Here is a 17,152-nt window from a genome sequence, read left to right as displayed (position 1 = left end):
CTGAGTTACATCTTCCAAATGTTTTTTTAGAAATCGTTTGCTGTTAAGGTTAATTTCTCCTCTATAATTTGTCATAGTCTTAATTTTCAGAGGATTATGAAAATACTGTTACATGTTTGTTATACGTGTGATACGTAGTTGTTATATGTCAAAAATGGGAATCCACCTCTTTTCCAACTAGCTTGCAAACTGTATTTATTAAAACCGAAGAAGTGCTTATAAACTTTTAGGTTTTTGATACAACGCTACACCTAAACCTATACTCATGATTAAAAGGAATACACAACTTTTACTGTTGTGGTTGGCTTTAATTTCTTTTATCAATGTAAATGCACAAAGTCCGGTTGGTCTTGGTTCTGGTAGTTTTGCTGATAGTCCACCCTCCAGTGTCTGGGATGAGGGCGCTTATTACGGCAAAACCTATCGCGAATTATCCGATGGTTGGCCATGGCATATACACCCCAACAAACAATCTGCTCCTATACCTACCAATGATTGGTGGACCGCTACAATTTTCGATCAATATACTGGTAACCTTGAGGTATGGCCTCAGCGTGTAGAAGGAACTGCAAACGGTATTAAAGTGTCATTGCCGCAATCGTTTGCTATGTTTGACTCACGTGGTTTGTCAGTAATATATGGTGCAAGCATTACCGTGAAGGGATCAGTGGATCTCAATCAATCAGGAGATACGGAAATATTTGCAGATTTTGAATCAAGTAACTATCCGGCTGGTTGGTCGGTTTCTGCAAACCCTCCTTATCCAGGTCCGGTGTCATTGGCAGACTTCACTCAATCACCTACACCGCAGGGATTTTTAGGAGATAGATTTATCAATACCTATAAAGGTGATGGACCACAAATGACCTTGACGTCACCTAATTTTACCATTACAAAGAATTATATCCATTTTCTGCTGGGTGGAGGCAACAATGTTGACTTGAATTACCTGGGCCTATACATCAATGGCAACCGAGTATTAGCCGAGACAGGTGAGAACAGTGCTAATCTAAAATGGAAGCGCTTCGATGTATCAGCCTATATAGGTCAGGCGGCTCAAATAAGAATTGTAGATGCTAGCTCTGGTGGCTGGGGGTTTACCTTGTGTGATAATATAGTTTTCAGCAACAGTCCTGATGTGAGCAGTTCTTTTTCTAATAGCTTTTGGCCCCAAGATGCTAAAGCTTATGATTGGTCAGACCTGGGATTTGTCTTTAGATTAGAAGATGATCAGTCTCATTACATGGATGGTTCAGTGTATCATGGTGTGCCATACACTTACATAGATTTAAATGAAGTTGACCCAATTATCGAAACCAGCTCTGATGCTACTGATGAATATACAGGTACTGGTGCAGCGGTCAGCTCATTTCCTTATAATGGTAACACACTGGTGGTGGCTGTGGAGGGCAAGCTGTTCGGTATACATGCACCTAACGGTACTGTATTTGAAAAATCACCCGCAGGTAATTATGTACCTGTAATCCCAGCTGGTGCTCCAAAATACGTGGTCATCTCTGCCATTCCATCTCAATCATTAATATCCACCTATGATAACTTTTCAAGAAACAAGATAACGGCCTCTACTTTCAACTGGAATTATGATCAGGCAGGTGGAAATATCACCACCACTTTTCAATTTAATACAGCCAATTATGAAACGGGCTCTCAGAGTGGTGAAACCTTATTGGCCTTACAGCCACATCATTACAGAAATACCAGTGGCTATTCTCTCATAGGAGGGGCTGACTATGAAACCATGTATGGCACTATGCATACAACACAGGGTAAAAATTTCAATCTTACCTATCAATTTGGAGGAATGCCTCCTTATCTACCAAAACCATTGGATTTAAATGGCACACAGCAGCAAAGATTGAATGATCTCTTAAGTGCGAAAATCAATGTGTCTGAAGATTATAATGGCAATACCTACGCTAAAGGATTTGGTGAGGAGTCTAACATTATGCTGATGGCTAAAGAACTGCAGCATCCTGGTTATGAGACCATTAAGAATAATATAAAGCAAGAACTTATCAATTGGTTAACATTCACAACCTCAGAGTCTGGTGCTGGTCGTTATTTCTTTGCAGAATATCCTCAGTTTGGTGCTTTAATAGGCTTTCCTGTAGGTTTTGGTTCTCAGGCTTTCAATGATTTACACTTCCACTATGGCTATTTTATCACTGGTGCTGCTCGTTTAATGATGGTTGACGAGGACTTCAAAAACCAATATGGTGACATGGTAATAAAAGTAGCCAAGTCTTATGCTAACTGGAAACGCTATGGTGTGAATGACACGGATAGACAGCCATTTTTACGAAACTTTGATCCTTATGCTGGCCATAGTTGGGCTGGAGGTATTGGCAGTGGTGTAGATGGTAATAATCAGGAGTCTACTTCAGAAGCTATGCATTCATGGTTTGGTATTTATTTGCTAGGTATAGCCTTAGAAGATGATGAGATACTCAGCCTCGGAGCCACTGGTTTTATGCTGGAGGGGATCACCACGCAAGATTATTGGTTTGATAGAAATGGTGATATGCCAGATGAATATGCCTTTGATTATGTGGGTATTCTGAAAGCTAATAACATGGCCATGGCTACTTTCTTTGATGGAGATCCTGCCTGGGCGTTCGGTATTCAGGCTGTTCCGGCTGACTTTTTCTATAGCTACTATCTAGGTAGAGAGCCAGCCAAGGCCGCTAGTGATTGGAGTGCCATGGTGCAGGATAGAGTAGAGTTTGGTGAGATCGGTACTACTGACCCTTATGCCAATATCGTGGAGATGGGACCGTATCTGGGAGGGTATCATTTGAATTATATCCAATCCTATGACCCTGCCTTTGTTGCTTCTACCTATGATCAGCTCATTACCCAAGAAGGTGGAGATTGGGCTACCCATGTAAATTCAGCTACTAACTATTATATTTCTAATGCCAGCTTAACCTACGGCTTACCGGCAGAAGGCTATCATACCAGTCTGGCTACAGGTGGAGTTTTTCAAGATGCCAATGGTGAACTTTCAGTTCTGGTATATAATTACACCAGCTCCAGCAAGAATGTAAATATCTATCAAAATGGAGCTGTCATTGAAACAGTTACAGTTGGTCCTAAGCAGTATTACAATTCTAAAATTGGTAATAATCCAGCTCCGGTGGTTAATGCAGGCCCCGACCAGACCGTTACGCTACCTACCAACACTGTAACCTTAAATGGATCAGCTACAGATAATGGTAGCATCACATCATATAACTGGACCAAAGTTTCCGGTCCTGCAGCCAATATTGCCAGCCCATCATCTGCAACAACTCAGGTAACAGGTTTAGTGGCAGGAACTTATGTGTTTAGATTGTCGGCTACTGATAATGATGCTAATAGTGCTTATGATGATGTAACCATTACAATGCAGTCGCAACCCCAGGGATGTGATGGCATTACTCTAAGTGGAGCTTCTGCTTCTTCTCAGGAAGGAGCATTTACAGCGGCTAACGCTATTGATGGTGATCAGGGTACAAGATGGAGCTCGGAGTTCTCAATACCTCAGTGGTTGAAGGTTGATTTGGGCTCAAGAAATGATGTTTCTGAAGTGAGCATAATATGGGAAAGAGCCTCGGCAGAGAGCTATTACATTATGGTTTCTGATGTAAACAGCACCCCGGATCCCAACAGTGCTGACTGGAATATTATATCCACTCAAACCGGAATGGCGGATGCCGCACGAACCGATAATATTGCTGGTCTCAGCGGTTGTGGTAGATATGTGGCGATGTATGCTACCAATAAGCTGCATCCTTATGGTATCTCTATTTTTGAATTTGATGTATGTGGCACCACTTGCGGCACTTCTCAAAATAATGCGCCATCGGCAAATTTCACGGTGAGCACCAATAGTGGAAATGCACCACTTACTGTAAGCTTTGATGGTAGCAGCTCATCAGATCCTGACAATGATCCACTCACCTATAATTGGAATTTCGGAGATGGATCTACAGCAAGCGGACAAACAGTATCTCACACTTATAGTGGTGCAGGAAGCTATAACGCCACCTTAACAGTTTCGGATGGACAATTAAGTGACAATGAGGTTCAGGTAATTACGGTACAAAGCGGAAACAATTCAGGAGCTCCCATCGGAGCAACTATCTGGTTAAGAGGTAGTAATAACCTTTATGTGTCTTCTGAAAATGGCGGTGCACCTATGATGTGTGATCGTGGAGGTGTAGCAGGATGGGAGCAGTTTACTGTTGTAGATGCCGGTGGTGGACTGGTTGCACTTCGTGGTTCTAATGGTCAGTACGTAACGGCCACCAGCCCAATGTATTGTAACGCTACCAGCATGTCTGCCAATACCAGATTTGCCTGGGTTTCTCAAGGAAGTTCTTCTGTGGCTTTAAGAGGCAGCAACAATCTTTATGTGAGCTCTGAAAATGGCGGAGCCGCCATGAACTGCAACCGAGGAGCCATAGGAGGCTGGGAGGTATTCAGCTGGGGCACCGTTACGGGTGCGGCCGCTCGAACAGCTGGTGATCAGATGACTGATGATAAAGTTATGATTTATCCTAATCCAGTTACTTCTACGCTACATGTTTTCCACCCTGAAATGCAAGTGGGAGATGTGCTGGAAGTGATTTCAATGGATGGTAAAAAGGTGATTAGCCAATCGGCAGAAGGTGCTAAACAAACTTTAATTAATGTACAAAGCCTACAACCTGGCCTCTATCTACTTCAGATTATAGGTAGGGAAGGAGTTTATAAATTTCAAAAACAATAATTCTAAACAGGCTCATCAGGTGCTCCTCATGCACCTGATGAACCTTAACTTTTACTTCTAAATGATAAATAACTACTACTATGACAAAAACTAAACTTGGTAAACGTGAACTACTACTTCTTGGGCTCAGCTGGCTCTGTTTTATGACAGCGCAAGCCCAGGATCCGGTGTGGTCCGACGAATTTAACGGATCCACCGTAGACCAGTCTACCTGGTCATTTAACACAGGGGGAAGTGGAAATGGTAATGGGGAATTACAATTTTACACCGCCTCTACGGACAATGCTTACATTGAAAATGGTAATCTGGTGATTGCTGCCAGGAGAGAAAACTATGAAGGCAAGCAGTTTACCTCTGCTCGTTTAAGAACTTTAGGAAAGTTTGCTTTTAAATATGGAACATTAGAAGCCAGAATTAAACTTCCTGATGTGGCCAACGGTTTATGGCCTGCCTTCTGGATGATGGGGAGTAACTTCGGTGAAGTGGGATGGCCGAAATGTGGCGAAACTGATATTCTGGAAGTAGGTTATAAAGCAGCCATTGATGATGGTACAGTGAATAAATCCGTTTCAGCAGCACTTCACTGGTGGCATGAGTCAGGTGACTGGAGTGACTGGCTTCAGGCAGATTTCTCTGATCATACCACCATAAGCTCTAACTTTTATGAGGACTATCATTCATTTAAGTGCGAATGGACTCCTTCAGAGATCGTTATCAGTATTGATGATATCGAATATTTCACCATGGATATTACTGATCCTAACTTGTCAGAATTTCATAATCCTAACTACATTATCATGAACCTGGCTGTGGGTGGTTTTAACTTTGTAGAAATCACTGATCCTGCTCAGATTACTGCTCCTTTCCCAGGAAAAATGTATGTGGATTATGTGAGATTGTATGAGAACGAATACACAGAGATGTTTTTGGGTGAGGAACTGGCTCACAGAGGCAACTTCGGCATATTCACTGAAACTACAAATGTGAATGAGTCTTTAAACTTCGGAGATGCCAGCACAAACTTATACATCTGGAATAACATGACCACTACTTCTACAGATCCTGCAGAAGGTGGAAGTGTTTTGGCTTACACAGTTCCTGCTGGTGGCTGGTGGGGTATGGGCATCAATTCCGCTGACCAAAATATGCAGTACTACAAAAACGGATATCTACATTTTCAATGCAAAACCACCTATACAGGTAAGATTGCTATAAGCATAGCCAGTACGGGTGCCGATGGTTCAGGTGTTGATCTTTTAGATGGTGCCGAGCAATATGGTTTGGTAAGAGATGGACAGTGGCATGAGGTAGCAATTCCTCTTTACAAATTTAGCAATGTAGATTTCAATACCGTGAAAATGCTCTTTGCTGCCAGTGGAGATGATCCTGGAGCCGACATGGATATCGCTTTTGATGATATTTATTGGTCAGAAAGCATTGCATTACCTACACCAGAGTATGGAAGCTTCGGTGTATATACAGAAACAGCTGAAAATCAGACTGCTGGATCATTTGGTTTTGGTGTGAATGGTGATCTTTTCATTTGGGAGAGCACTTTGGAAACTATTCCTTCCACACCAGCTGAAGGAAATTCTGCATTATCATTCCAGTCTACAGGCAAAGGATGGTATGGTTTAGGGCTTACTGCGAGAGTACCTTATAACTTATCTGCATTTGATAACCCTAATGGGGAATTCCATTTTTCAATGAAAACTACCTCTACAGAAGACTTTAGAGTAGGAATGAAAAGTGGCAATGTTGATAATGTAGGCCAAAAATGGATATGGTTTAGAAACGGTCAGGATCCTTATGGCTTTGCCAGAGATGGCCAGTGGCATGAGATTACTATTCCCGTTTCACAGCAACTTGCTGGTGATTTAGACCTTATGAACATGGCTCAGTTATTCCAGCTTTTAGGAACTTCTGAAATCAGCAATATTGCTATTGATAATATTTACTTTTCAGGTGGAGAAGCTGCGGATGATCCAGGTACGGATCAGCCTCCAATCAACAGACCGCCGGTGGCTGCTATTTCAGCCTCTACCACAGGTGGTCCTGCACCTTTAGCTGTAAGTTTTGATGCCAGTCAGTCTTATGATGTGAATGGTGATGCCTTAACTTACGCCTGGGATTTTGGTGATGGTAGCACAGCCACAGGTATTACTGCAGATCATACATTTACTCAAAACGGTAGTTATACTGTAACATTAACAGTGGCCGATAGTGCTACTTCATCTACTGCTACTTATGCCATTTTCGTAAAGGATAACTATGGTGTTGTAAAAAGCACCAAGAGAGGTGTAGGAGCAAATAACATTACTGAGGCTGATCTTGCTGCTTTAGCACCTGGAATTAGCTGGTGGTATAACTGGGGTACTCAGCCAAGCAATAATGTAAGCGATATCCACCTGAATTATGGTGTGGATTATGTGCCAATGGCCTGGAACGGTGGTGTGAATGAGCAGCAGATTATCAACTGGCTCTCGAATCACCCAGAGGCAGAATATATTTTAGGTTGGAATGAGCCTAACTTCCTGGAACAGGCGAATATGACTCCTTCTCAAGCTGCTGCCGAGTGGCCAAGATTAGAAGCTATTGCAGATCAGTTTAACATTAAAATTGTGAGCCCGGCCATGAACTTCTGTGGTAATTGTGTCACAGAAAATGGTACTACCTACTATGATCCTATCGAATACTTAGATGATTTCTTCGCTGCTTGCCAGGATTGTCAGGTAGATGCTATCTCTATCCACTCTTATATGGGTACGGTGGGAGCTTTTGAATGGTATGTTGGTCTTTTCAAAAAGTATAACTTACCTATCTGGGTTACAGAGTTTTGTAACTGGGAAAACAATCCTACGGTGGAAGATCAGAAAGCATATATGGTGCATTCAGTGGATTATTTAGAAAATGATCCAGATGTAGAGAAGTATGCCTGGTTTATTGCGCGTCATCAGGGAGCGCCATACATGAGCTTATTTGAGCCGCAGCAAGGTGTACTTTCAGAAGTAGGACAAATTTATGTAAACATGCCAGTGCATGACCCTTCAGTTTATTATGAGGTTCCTGGCTTAATTGAAGCAGAAGATTATGCTGCTATGAGTGGCATCAGACCACAGCTTACTGAAGATTCGGAAGGCTTCTTAAATATCTCTGAAATAGAGGCTGGAGACTGGATGGAGTATTCAGTAACCGCTACTACTGGTGGAGCTTTTGACATTGACTTCCGTGTGGCTAGTGAATCTGAAGGTGGCACTATCAATGTTTTGGTGGATGGAGCACAGCAAGGAACCGTTTCATTTGGAGCAACTGGTGGATGGCAAACCTGGGTGGATGTAACTGCTACCGTTTCTATTCCTACAGGAAATCATACCATCAGATTAGTATCTGCAAATGGAGGATTTAACATTAACTATTTTGATGTTAGCGGATCAGGTACCTCTAACCAGGCGCCAACTGCTGCCTTTACCACTAATAACGCTAGCGGGCAAGCACCCCTAACTGTTAGTTTTGATGCTGCCAACTCTACAGATCCTGATGGTGATAACCTTACCTATAATTGGGCATTTGGTGATGGAAACACCGCCTCGGGCATAACCGCATCTCATACTTATAGCACAGCCGGAAACTATACTGTAGTATTAACAGTAAGCGATGGACAGCTTTCTGACACTGCTGAAAGTCAGGTTACAGTGAGTGGTCAGCCTTCTGGGGATAATCTGGCACTCAATAAAATGGCTACAGCTTCAACAGTGGAAGGAGGATACATTGCCAGTAATGCTAATGACGGTAATACGCAAACCAGATTTGCAAGTGCCTACGAAAGTCCATCATGGATCAAAATTGATTTGGGGCAAACTTACAGCATTAGTAGAGTAGTACTTAACTGGGAGCGAGCCAGCGCTGAAAGTTATTATGTTATGGTGAGTAACACCAACAGCACGCCAGACCCTAACAGTGGTGACTGGACAATTATTTCTACCAAAACTGGAATGGCAGATGCTGCCAGAATAGATGAACTTACTGGTTTAAGTGGTTCAGGTAGATATATTGCCATGTTTGGTACCAATAAACTTCATCCATGGGGTTATTCATTGTGGGAGTTTGAAGTGTATGGTAATTCTGGTCCTGTGAATCAGGCTCCAGTAGCTAATGCAGGAAGTAATCAATCATTGGCCTCTTCGGCTACCTCAGCTACCTTGAATGGCACAGCCAGCAGCGATCCTGATAGTGGACCTTCTGCTTTAAGCTACAGCGGGACGCAAACTGGTGGACCTTCTGCGACTATCGTAAGTCCTGCATCTGCAGTTACACACGTTACCGGACTTTCTGCCGGAAATACGTACACTTTCAGCCTGGTAGTGAACGATGGTGCAGCAAATAGTCCTGCATCACAAGTGAATGTGACAGTAGCAAGTGCTCCTGTAGGTTGTGGAACTACAAACATCGCCTTGAACAAAACGGCAGTAGCGTCATCAGCGGAAGGGCCATTTGCGGCTAACAATGCTTTTGATGGCAACATGGGAAGCCGTTGGGGTAGTGGATTCGCTGATAATGAGTGGATTAGAGTAGACCTTGGCGATACTTATTCAGTTTGTAAGGTGATGCTTCACTGGGAGGCAGCCTATGGTTCAGCCTATGAAATTCGCTTAGGAAGCAGCACGGATATTAACGCTTCTCAAGTCATCGCTACGGTTTCAAATGGTGATGGCAACACAGATGAGGTAAGCACTGATAGTGGTGTTACGGGCAGGTATCTTTGGATGAAAGGAATTACCAGAGCCCTTCCTTATGGATATTCATTATTTGAAATGGAGGTTTATGGAGGAGCAGCATCATTTACTGTATCTGCAAGAACATCTACCGATGATAACATGATTTCATCTGATGTAAACCTATTCCCGAACCCGGCGAATCAAACATTAAATTTACAGGTAGAGAACTTTAAAGCTGGTGATCAGATTGATATCCTTTCATTGGAGGGTAAGCAATTGATTAACAAACCTTTGGAGTCTCGTCAGATCAGCATTGACATCAGTCAGTTAAACCCTGGGGTATATATGCTTAGGGTAAGTGGATCGCAGAAAAAGATCATGCGATTTATCAAACAATAAATTAGTTGAACAGCGGCAAGTTTAGTGTGTGGTTAACCTAACGTTGACCGCAGCCCTGGCCTTCATTGGCCAGGGCTATGTTAAACTTGTGTAAGGATTTTCCTTGCCTGCTGCAGTTCAGTTAATCATTTCAAGTGCTATAATCCTAAATGCACTAATTAAATAATCTAAACGTAAAATTATGGATAACCTAAAACCAAAAGGTGTACTAGTATTGCTATGCCTAATTTTTGGCAGCCTCAGTGCGTCCGCACAACAATGGCAGCTCATCTGGAGTGATGAATTTAATGGTCAAAGCCTGGACCTAAGTAAATGGAGTTATGAAACAGGCACAGGAGTAAATGGTGACTGGGGTACTGGTCAGCTGGACAGGGCCACAGACAGACCTGAAAATGTGGCTATCGAGCAAGGTATTTCTGGGGCTAATGGTGGTGCCCTTCGCATTACCACCAGAAAGGAAAATTTCATGGACAGACAGTATACCAGTGGTAGAATTAATACCGCAGGTAAAGCATCCTGGGGACCTAATCATAGAATCGTTGCCAGAGTGTGGCCGCAAGATGTGCGAACCATGGGGCAGGGCTTTGCCTTCTGGATGATGCCCGACGAAACCCGCCCTGGAGAAAGCACTATCAGCTGGCCTCAAGGTGGTGAGATTGATATTATGGAATATGTAGGCTCAATTCCAAGGTATAATTTGGGAACTGTGCACTATGCGTGGGACTGGAATAATAACGAATGGGCAGAGTGGAACCACGGTCACCATGGTGGTTATTACAGTTTCGAAGAACAACAGGTGCCTGATGGTCCTGAATACTTGAGGGTAGATTTAGGTTTAGTAAGAGCAGTGAATAGAGTAGTGATCAACTGGGAAAATACTGGTAGAACATTCGCTATTCAAACTTCTACTGATGGTACTAATTGGAATACCGTTCACACCACAGCTAATGGAGATGGTGGCATCGATGAAATTACTTTCGGGTCTGTTAATGCCAGATTCGTTAGAATGTATGGCACCAGAAGATCTAACGCCTGGGGATATTCAATATTTGAGTTTGAAGTATATGGACCAAATACAGGAAACCTGGCCTTAAACAGACCTGCTATGGCTTCGTCACTACAAGCTAGTGATCTACCCGCTTCTAACGCCGTGGATGGAAGTGCCAGCACCAGATGGAGCAGTGCTTTGAGAAATCCTCAATATCAGTGTTGCTCACCTGCACCGACTAATGATCCGAACGTGGGCTCCAATAACTGGCATGAGTACGGTATAGACTGGTTTGATGATAGAATTGAGTTCTTTATTGACGGTAACGTATACCACATCCATTATTTTAATGATGGTGACGGCTTTGCCTTAGACGGTGAAAATGAAGAGAACATCAAAATCATTAATGGTAGAAGAGTTATGGTTTCAGAGTTTTCTAATCTCTTTTCAGAATGGCACCCATTCGAACATAAAATGTATGCTATTCTAAGTGCCGGTGTTGGTGGCGGAGGCCAGACTTATGGTGGTCCTATTGTAGATCAGGCTACTTTCCCGGTAGATGTATATATTGACTGGGTGAGAGTATATTCCAATGGTCAGAATTTCAACCCTCGTCCTGCTGTTGCCCTTACTTCTCCTACGGGTGTAGAAACTTATTCTGCTCCGGCCAGTATTGCGCTAGCTGCTAACGCTTCAGATTCAGAAGGAGGATATATCACATCGGTATCTTTTTATGATGGAAACCAGCTGCTTCACACAGATAATAGCGCACCTTACACTTATCAGTGGAATAACGTTAGTGCAGGTGTTCATCAGGTGAGAGTGGTAGCTACTGATAATGGGGGTGCTACCGCAGAGAGCTCTGTTTCTGTAACAGTGAATGGCAGTAATGCTAATCTAGCTCTTAACAGACCAGGGACGGCCTCTTCAGTAGTAGGCTCGTTTGGTGCTAATAACGCTTTTGACAATAATGCTCAAACCAGATGGGAGAGTGAATATTCTGATCCTCAGTGGATTTATGTGGACTTAGGAAATACCTACAACATTAACAGAGTAATCATCCTTTGGGAAACAGCTTTAGGAAAGAACTATCAGGTTCAGGTTTCTACTGATGCAAACAACTGGCAAACCATTAAAACGGTGACCAATAATACCAGTACTTCAAATGATCTTACCGGCTTATCTGGCTCAGGAAGATATGTGAGAGTGTATGGCACAGTAAGAAACACGGCTTATGGTTATTCTATTTTCTCAATGGAAGTATATGGAAGCGCGGGCAATAATCCGAATCCAGGAAATTGCGGAACGCAGAATATCGCCTTAAATAAAGCGGCAGCCTCTTCTTCAGCTGAAGGACCATTTACAGCCTCTAGCGCAGTAGATGGAAATGGAAATACCCGATGGGGAAGTTCATTTACTAATAACGAATGGATAAGAGTAGACTTAGGAAGCACTTACAATGTTTGTAAAGTGAATCTATCGTGGGAAGCTGCTTATGGTTCAGCCTATGAGATCAGGCTTGGAAATAATATAGATATTAATGCCTCACAGGTAATAGCTACTGTAAATAATGGAGATGGAGGTACTGATGAAGTATCCACTAATTCAGCTATTTCTGGCCGTTATGTATGGATGAAAGGAATAAGCAGAGGTACTGGTTACGGCTATTCTCTTTGGGAAATGGAAGTATTCGGAGCATCACAGGGAGCGAGTGCCAGAAAAGCGAGTGACCAAACTCCAGTTCAGGCACAGTTATATCCAAACCCGGTAGATCAGGAGCTACACCTTCAGCTTGCCGATTTTAAATCAGGTGATCAGGTGGAAATCCTTACTTTATCAGGCAAGCAAATGATGACCCATAAGGTGGATGATAAGCAAATCACTCTAGATGTAAGTCAGCTTCGTCCTGGTGTGTATATGATCAGAGTGAAAGGTTCATCTACTACAACCTTAAGATTTATAAAAGAGTAGGAAACTGCTCAGTGGTGGTGAAGCTGTCTCAGGAGCCATTTCATAGCTTGGATTTGTGGGATTCGTCTTGCAGATCTGAGTGATGTGAAACTAGCCCCAGGCTTATGAGGCAGCTTCACCACTTTTATCATTTTTTAATCAAATAAATATGAAAAGCATTCAATACCTATTTTGTCTATGGGTATGCTTTAACTTTTATGTGGTTCAGGCTCAGAATATTGCTTTAAATAAACCTGTCACATCTTCTACCACTCAAGAGCCTTTTGTAGCTACCAGTGCTGTAGATGGTAATGCCACCACGCGTTGGGCGTCAGCCTATGAAAGTCCGTCATGGATAAAAATTGACCTGCAAGAATCCTTTAACATCAACCGTGTATTGTTGAATTGGGAAAGGGCAAGCGCAGAGAGCTACTACATACTTACTTCTAACTCTAATTCAAACCCTGATCCATCTACCTGGACGGTGCTGGCCCAGAGAACGGGAATGGCTGATACCGAACGTACAGACAATCTTACAGGCCTTGCTGGTGCTGGTAGATATATCGCCGTTTATGGCTATAACAAGTTGCATCCATGGGGGTACTCATTCTTTGAAATAGAAGTGTATGGTACTCCGGATACTGGCGGAAATGGTGATTGTGGTGGTAATAATGTAGCATTAAATGGTGCGGCGGTAGCCTCATCTATGGAAGGAGCATTTACTGCTTCAAGTGCCTTTGATGGTAGCGCACAAACCAGGTGGAGCAGTGAGTTTTCTGATAATCAATGGATCAGAGTTGACCTGGGACAGGCTAGAAATATTTGTCAGGTGGAGCTGGTGTGGGAGGCTGCTTTCGGCAGTGCCTATAACATCCTACTAGGAAATAGTACTGACATCGGCAGCGCTCAGAATATAGCTAGTGTTTCCAATGGCGATGGTGGAACGGATCAAGTTAATACAAACTCTTCTATTTCAGGCCGTTACTTGTGGATGCAAGGTGTATCTCGAGGCACAGGATATGGTTATTCTCTTTGGGAGATGAGGGTGTTTGCCGGTGAAAATACTGGTGGAGGAGGTGATACTCAGGCGCCATCTAATCCTGGAAATGTTACTGCCAGTGCTGCTGTATATGCCGTAACGCTCAATTGGTCAGCGGCAACTGATAATGTTGGCGTAAGCAGCTACACCATTTACGAAGGCTCATCATTAAAAGCTACAGTTGATGGCAGTAGTAATTCTATGACCATCAGTGGATTAAACCCAGGTACTCAATATACTTATTTAGTTAAAGCTAAAGATGCCGCTGGTAATGAATCCTCTGGTGTACCTGTAACTTTTACTACCGAGGACAATAATAACCCTGACGATGGGGTAGTTGGAGTTGGAAATCTGGCACTTTCTTTACCAGTAACAGCCTCTTCAACTAAAGAAGGGTCTGTTAATGGACCTTCTCAGGCTGTAGATGGTAATATTGGGTCTCGATGGGAAAGTGAATTCACTGATGATGAATGGATTAGAATTGATCTAGGACAGAAATATCAAATTGGCAGAGTGATTCTACATTGGGAAGCAGCCAGTGCGAAGCATTATCAAGTGCAAGTTTCTGATGATGATGCCAGCTGGCAGAACTTGTATGAATTCAATGAAAATGGTTTGCCAGTTGAGTCTCGCACTGATGATCTGTTAGTATCCGGAGCGGGCAGATATATCAGGATGAAAGGGATAGAAAGAAACTCGCAATGGAGCTATTCTCTGTTTGAATTTGAAGTGTACTCACCCGGAAGCGGACCAGGAGATTGGCCTGATCCTAATCCCAATCCGAATCCAGACCCTGTGCCGCCCGGCCCATCTACTTTTACTGTAATTGGCCCAAATAATGGCGCTATGATCACTACCACTCGTACCCCGCAACTGTCGTGGAACGCCAGCCCTGGTGCCACCAGCTATGAGGTCTGGGTGAATATTACCAGAACAGATTATGATTGGTACAAATGGGGGAGCCTGCTAGATCGCTTTACAAAAATGGGTGAAGTGACCTCTACTAGCTACACTTTGCAGCAGCCTTTATCTGACCGATGGACCTATAAATGGTATATCGTAGCAAAATCTGGATCTGGGCTTACCTATTCCGATGTAGGTCAGTTTAGTGTTTATCTACCACAGGTAGAGCAGGTGGCAGATAATGTGAACCTGATCAATGGGAATAGAGATATGAATAAAAATGGTTCTATCGAGCCTTATGAAGATTGGCGTCAGCCTATCGCTGTAAGGGTGGCCGACCTTATGTCCCGTATGAACAATGAGGAGAAGGCATATCAAATGTTCTATAATGCTCAAAATTACCCTCTTTCTGGCTGGGCCTTCGGTCCAGGTACAGTGTCGGATATGTTTAACAAGCAAAAGGCCAGTGCTAATACTCGCTTAGGAATTCCTTTCGTTTCTGCCGGTGATTGTATTCATGGTTACAGCACCACATATCCTACTCAAAGTGCCCTGGCGGCTTCAAGAAACCTTGAGTTAACCAGACAATGCGGTAATATGCAGCGAGTAGAGCAAACGGCAGTTGGTTTCAGAGGTACTTTGGCGCCATTGGCTGAGGTAGGGACAAAAGTGCTTTACCCTCGCATTCAGGAAGGTTGTGGAGAGGATGCCGACTTTGCCGCTGCTATGGTAAGAGCCATGGTTTGCGGACTGCAGGCTGGTCCAGAGTTAAACCCTAATTCTGTGATGGTTACCACCAAACATTGGCCAGGCGAAGGAGCAGGAGGTGAGGCAGGCATTGTGTATGATGGGGTGAGCATCAAATATCATATGAAGCCATGGTTCGCCAATGTAGATGCCGGGGCGGGCAGTGTTATGCCAGGCTACGCTGGTAGCTCTTTTCTTGACCCGGGAGGATCTGGAGCAGGAGATAGCAAGCCTATCTTAGACTACCTGAGAGAAGTGGTGAAATTTGAAGGAATTATCTGCACAGACTGGCTTCCATCTGGCGTGTGGGCTAAAGCTGCATTAGCGGGCTCAGATGTGATGGGGGGCGCAGACCCAGGTGCCGCAGGCTTTAGCATGCAAGGTTTTATCAATGAGGTGGGCATGGACAGAATTAATGAAGCCTTAGAGAAAATCCTAACCACCAAGTTTAAATTAGGTGTTTTCGAAGATCCTTACGGAGATCCTGAAAATGGTCCTGACACATGGTTCACACCAGAACACATTGGTATAGCCACTCAAGCTGCCAAAGAGGCAATGAACTTAATCAAAAATGATGGTACTATGCCACTTGATTTGCCTTCAGGGTCTAATTTACTAGTAACAGGTTCACGAGCTGATAATGGTGAAAGCTATTCTGTATGGACCAGCTATTTCCATGATGAGTATGGTGCAAAAACCATGTGGGAGTCTATTAATACTAAAGCAGCTTCCAAAGGCATCAATGCTTATCTCAATGATGCGCCTAACCCTGACGCTGCCGTAGTAATCTTAGGTGAGCCCTCATATACCCATGGTACGGCCTGGGATAAGGAAAAGCCCTATGTTCATGATGCATATTATCCAATTTCAAATACCTATGAATATGATCTGACTACTTTAAATAATGTGAAACAGATGGGCATCCCATACATAGTGGTAGTTATAATGCCTCGTCCTTATGTGCTCACTGATCTTGTGGCTGATGCCAATGCGGTATTAATCGCCTATCGACCAGGTGATGGTGGAGGCCCAGCCGTGGCTGACGTATTATTTGGTGAATTTGCACCTAAAGGAAGATTGCCCTGGCAGCTACCTCGCTCAATGGATCAGATCGGCCTTGATAATCTTAGTCAGGCCAATGAAAGATGGGACATTCCTTATGACCTTGGAGCATCCTCTTCAGAAATTCAGGAGATCAAGGCTAAAATTGCTGCCGGTGAGCATATTGAGCCTATTTATGGTAATCCATTATTCCAGTACGGTTATGGTATTATGGGGTATGGCACAAGCAACGGCGCCAGAAAAGCGGCGGTTGATGTATCTGAATCTCTCGATGAAGATAGTGAAGATTTAATCCTTTATCCTAATCCGGTGAATGATCAGTTGAATGTTAGAGCAACCGATGCTGACGGCCATATTAGCTATCAGATTATAGATACCAATGGCCGAACCATACTTAAAGGTAATGGAGTAGGTGGTTTCTTCACTTTATCCATTGGATCCTTAAAAGAAGGATTTTACATCCTAAGGGTAGCTGGTGAAGATGGTCATCTCTATTCCCGAACTTTCAAAAAAGAATAGGCTGATATAGCAACTTTCTCATTTTTACTCCCCAAGAGATAGACGAAATTATCTTT

4 protein-coding genes are annotated in these 17,152 nt (G+C 43.3%); all 4 read left to right on the top strand.

All coding sequences use genetic code 11. The annotated features are described in order from the left end of the window. The first annotated feature begins 265 nt into the window (after window positions 1–265). The 4 genes from LVD16_RS19150 to LVD16_RS19135 all read left to right on the top strand — a co-directional run bounded on the left by LVD16_RS19150 (window position 266) and on the right by LVD16_RS19135 (window position 17,096). Entirely contained in the window at window positions 266–4,774 is a 4,509-nt protein-coding gene (locus tag LVD16_RS19150) for a glycosyl hydrolase (protein ID WP_233769896.1), read from the top strand. 80 nt (window positions 4,775–4,854) lie between these two features. After that, window positions 4,855–9,888: a glycosyl hydrolase gene (locus tag LVD16_RS19145; RefSeq protein WP_233769895.1), complete on the top strand. Its 5,034-nt coding sequence runs from the start codon at window positions 4,855–4,857 to the stop codon at window positions 9,886–9,888. Window positions 9,889–10,069: 181 nt separating this feature from the next. Further along, window positions 10,070–12,847, top strand: coding sequence for a galactose-binding domain-containing protein (locus tag LVD16_RS19140; RefSeq protein ID WP_233769894.1), 2,778 nt, complete (start codon window positions 10,070–10,072; stop codon window positions 12,845–12,847). 148 nt (window positions 12,848–12,995) lie between these two features. Further along, window positions 12,996–17,096 carry a galactose-binding domain-containing protein gene (locus LVD16_RS19135; protein ID WP_233769893.1) on the top strand — a complete coding sequence of 1,367 codons (4,101 nt, stop codon included), beginning with the start codon at window positions 12,996–12,998 and terminating at the stop codon, window positions 17,094–17,096. The last annotated feature ends 56 nt before the right edge of the window (window positions 17,097–17,152 follow it).

The sequence above is a fragment of the Fulvivirga ligni genome, assembly GCF_021389935.1.
In the GTDB taxonomy this organism is placed as follows: Bacteria; Bacteroidota; Bacteroidia; order Cytophagales; family Cyclobacteriaceae; genus Fulvivirga; species Fulvivirga ligni.
The sequence above is the reverse complement of the archived record's forward strand: the minus strand, read 5'-3'. Positions and strand labels throughout refer to the sequence as shown.

What these genes read in the sequence shown, in the direction of transcription:
- LVD16_RS19150 (WP_233769896.1), top strand. Translation starts at nt 266, where the DNA reads ATGATTAAAAGGAATACACAACTTTTACTGTTGTGGTTGGCTTTAATT.
- LVD16_RS19145 (WP_233769895.1), top strand. Translation starts at nt 4,855, where the DNA reads ATGACAAAAACTAAACTTGGTAAACGTGAACTACTACTTCTTGGGCTC.
- LVD16_RS19140 (WP_233769894.1), top strand. Translation starts at nt 10,070, where the DNA reads ATGGATAACCTAAAACCAAAAGGTGTACTAGTATTGCTATGCCTAATT.
- LVD16_RS19135 (WP_233769893.1), top strand. Translation starts at nt 12,996, where the DNA reads ATGAAAAGCATTCAATACCTATTTTGTCTATGGGTATGCTTTAACTTT.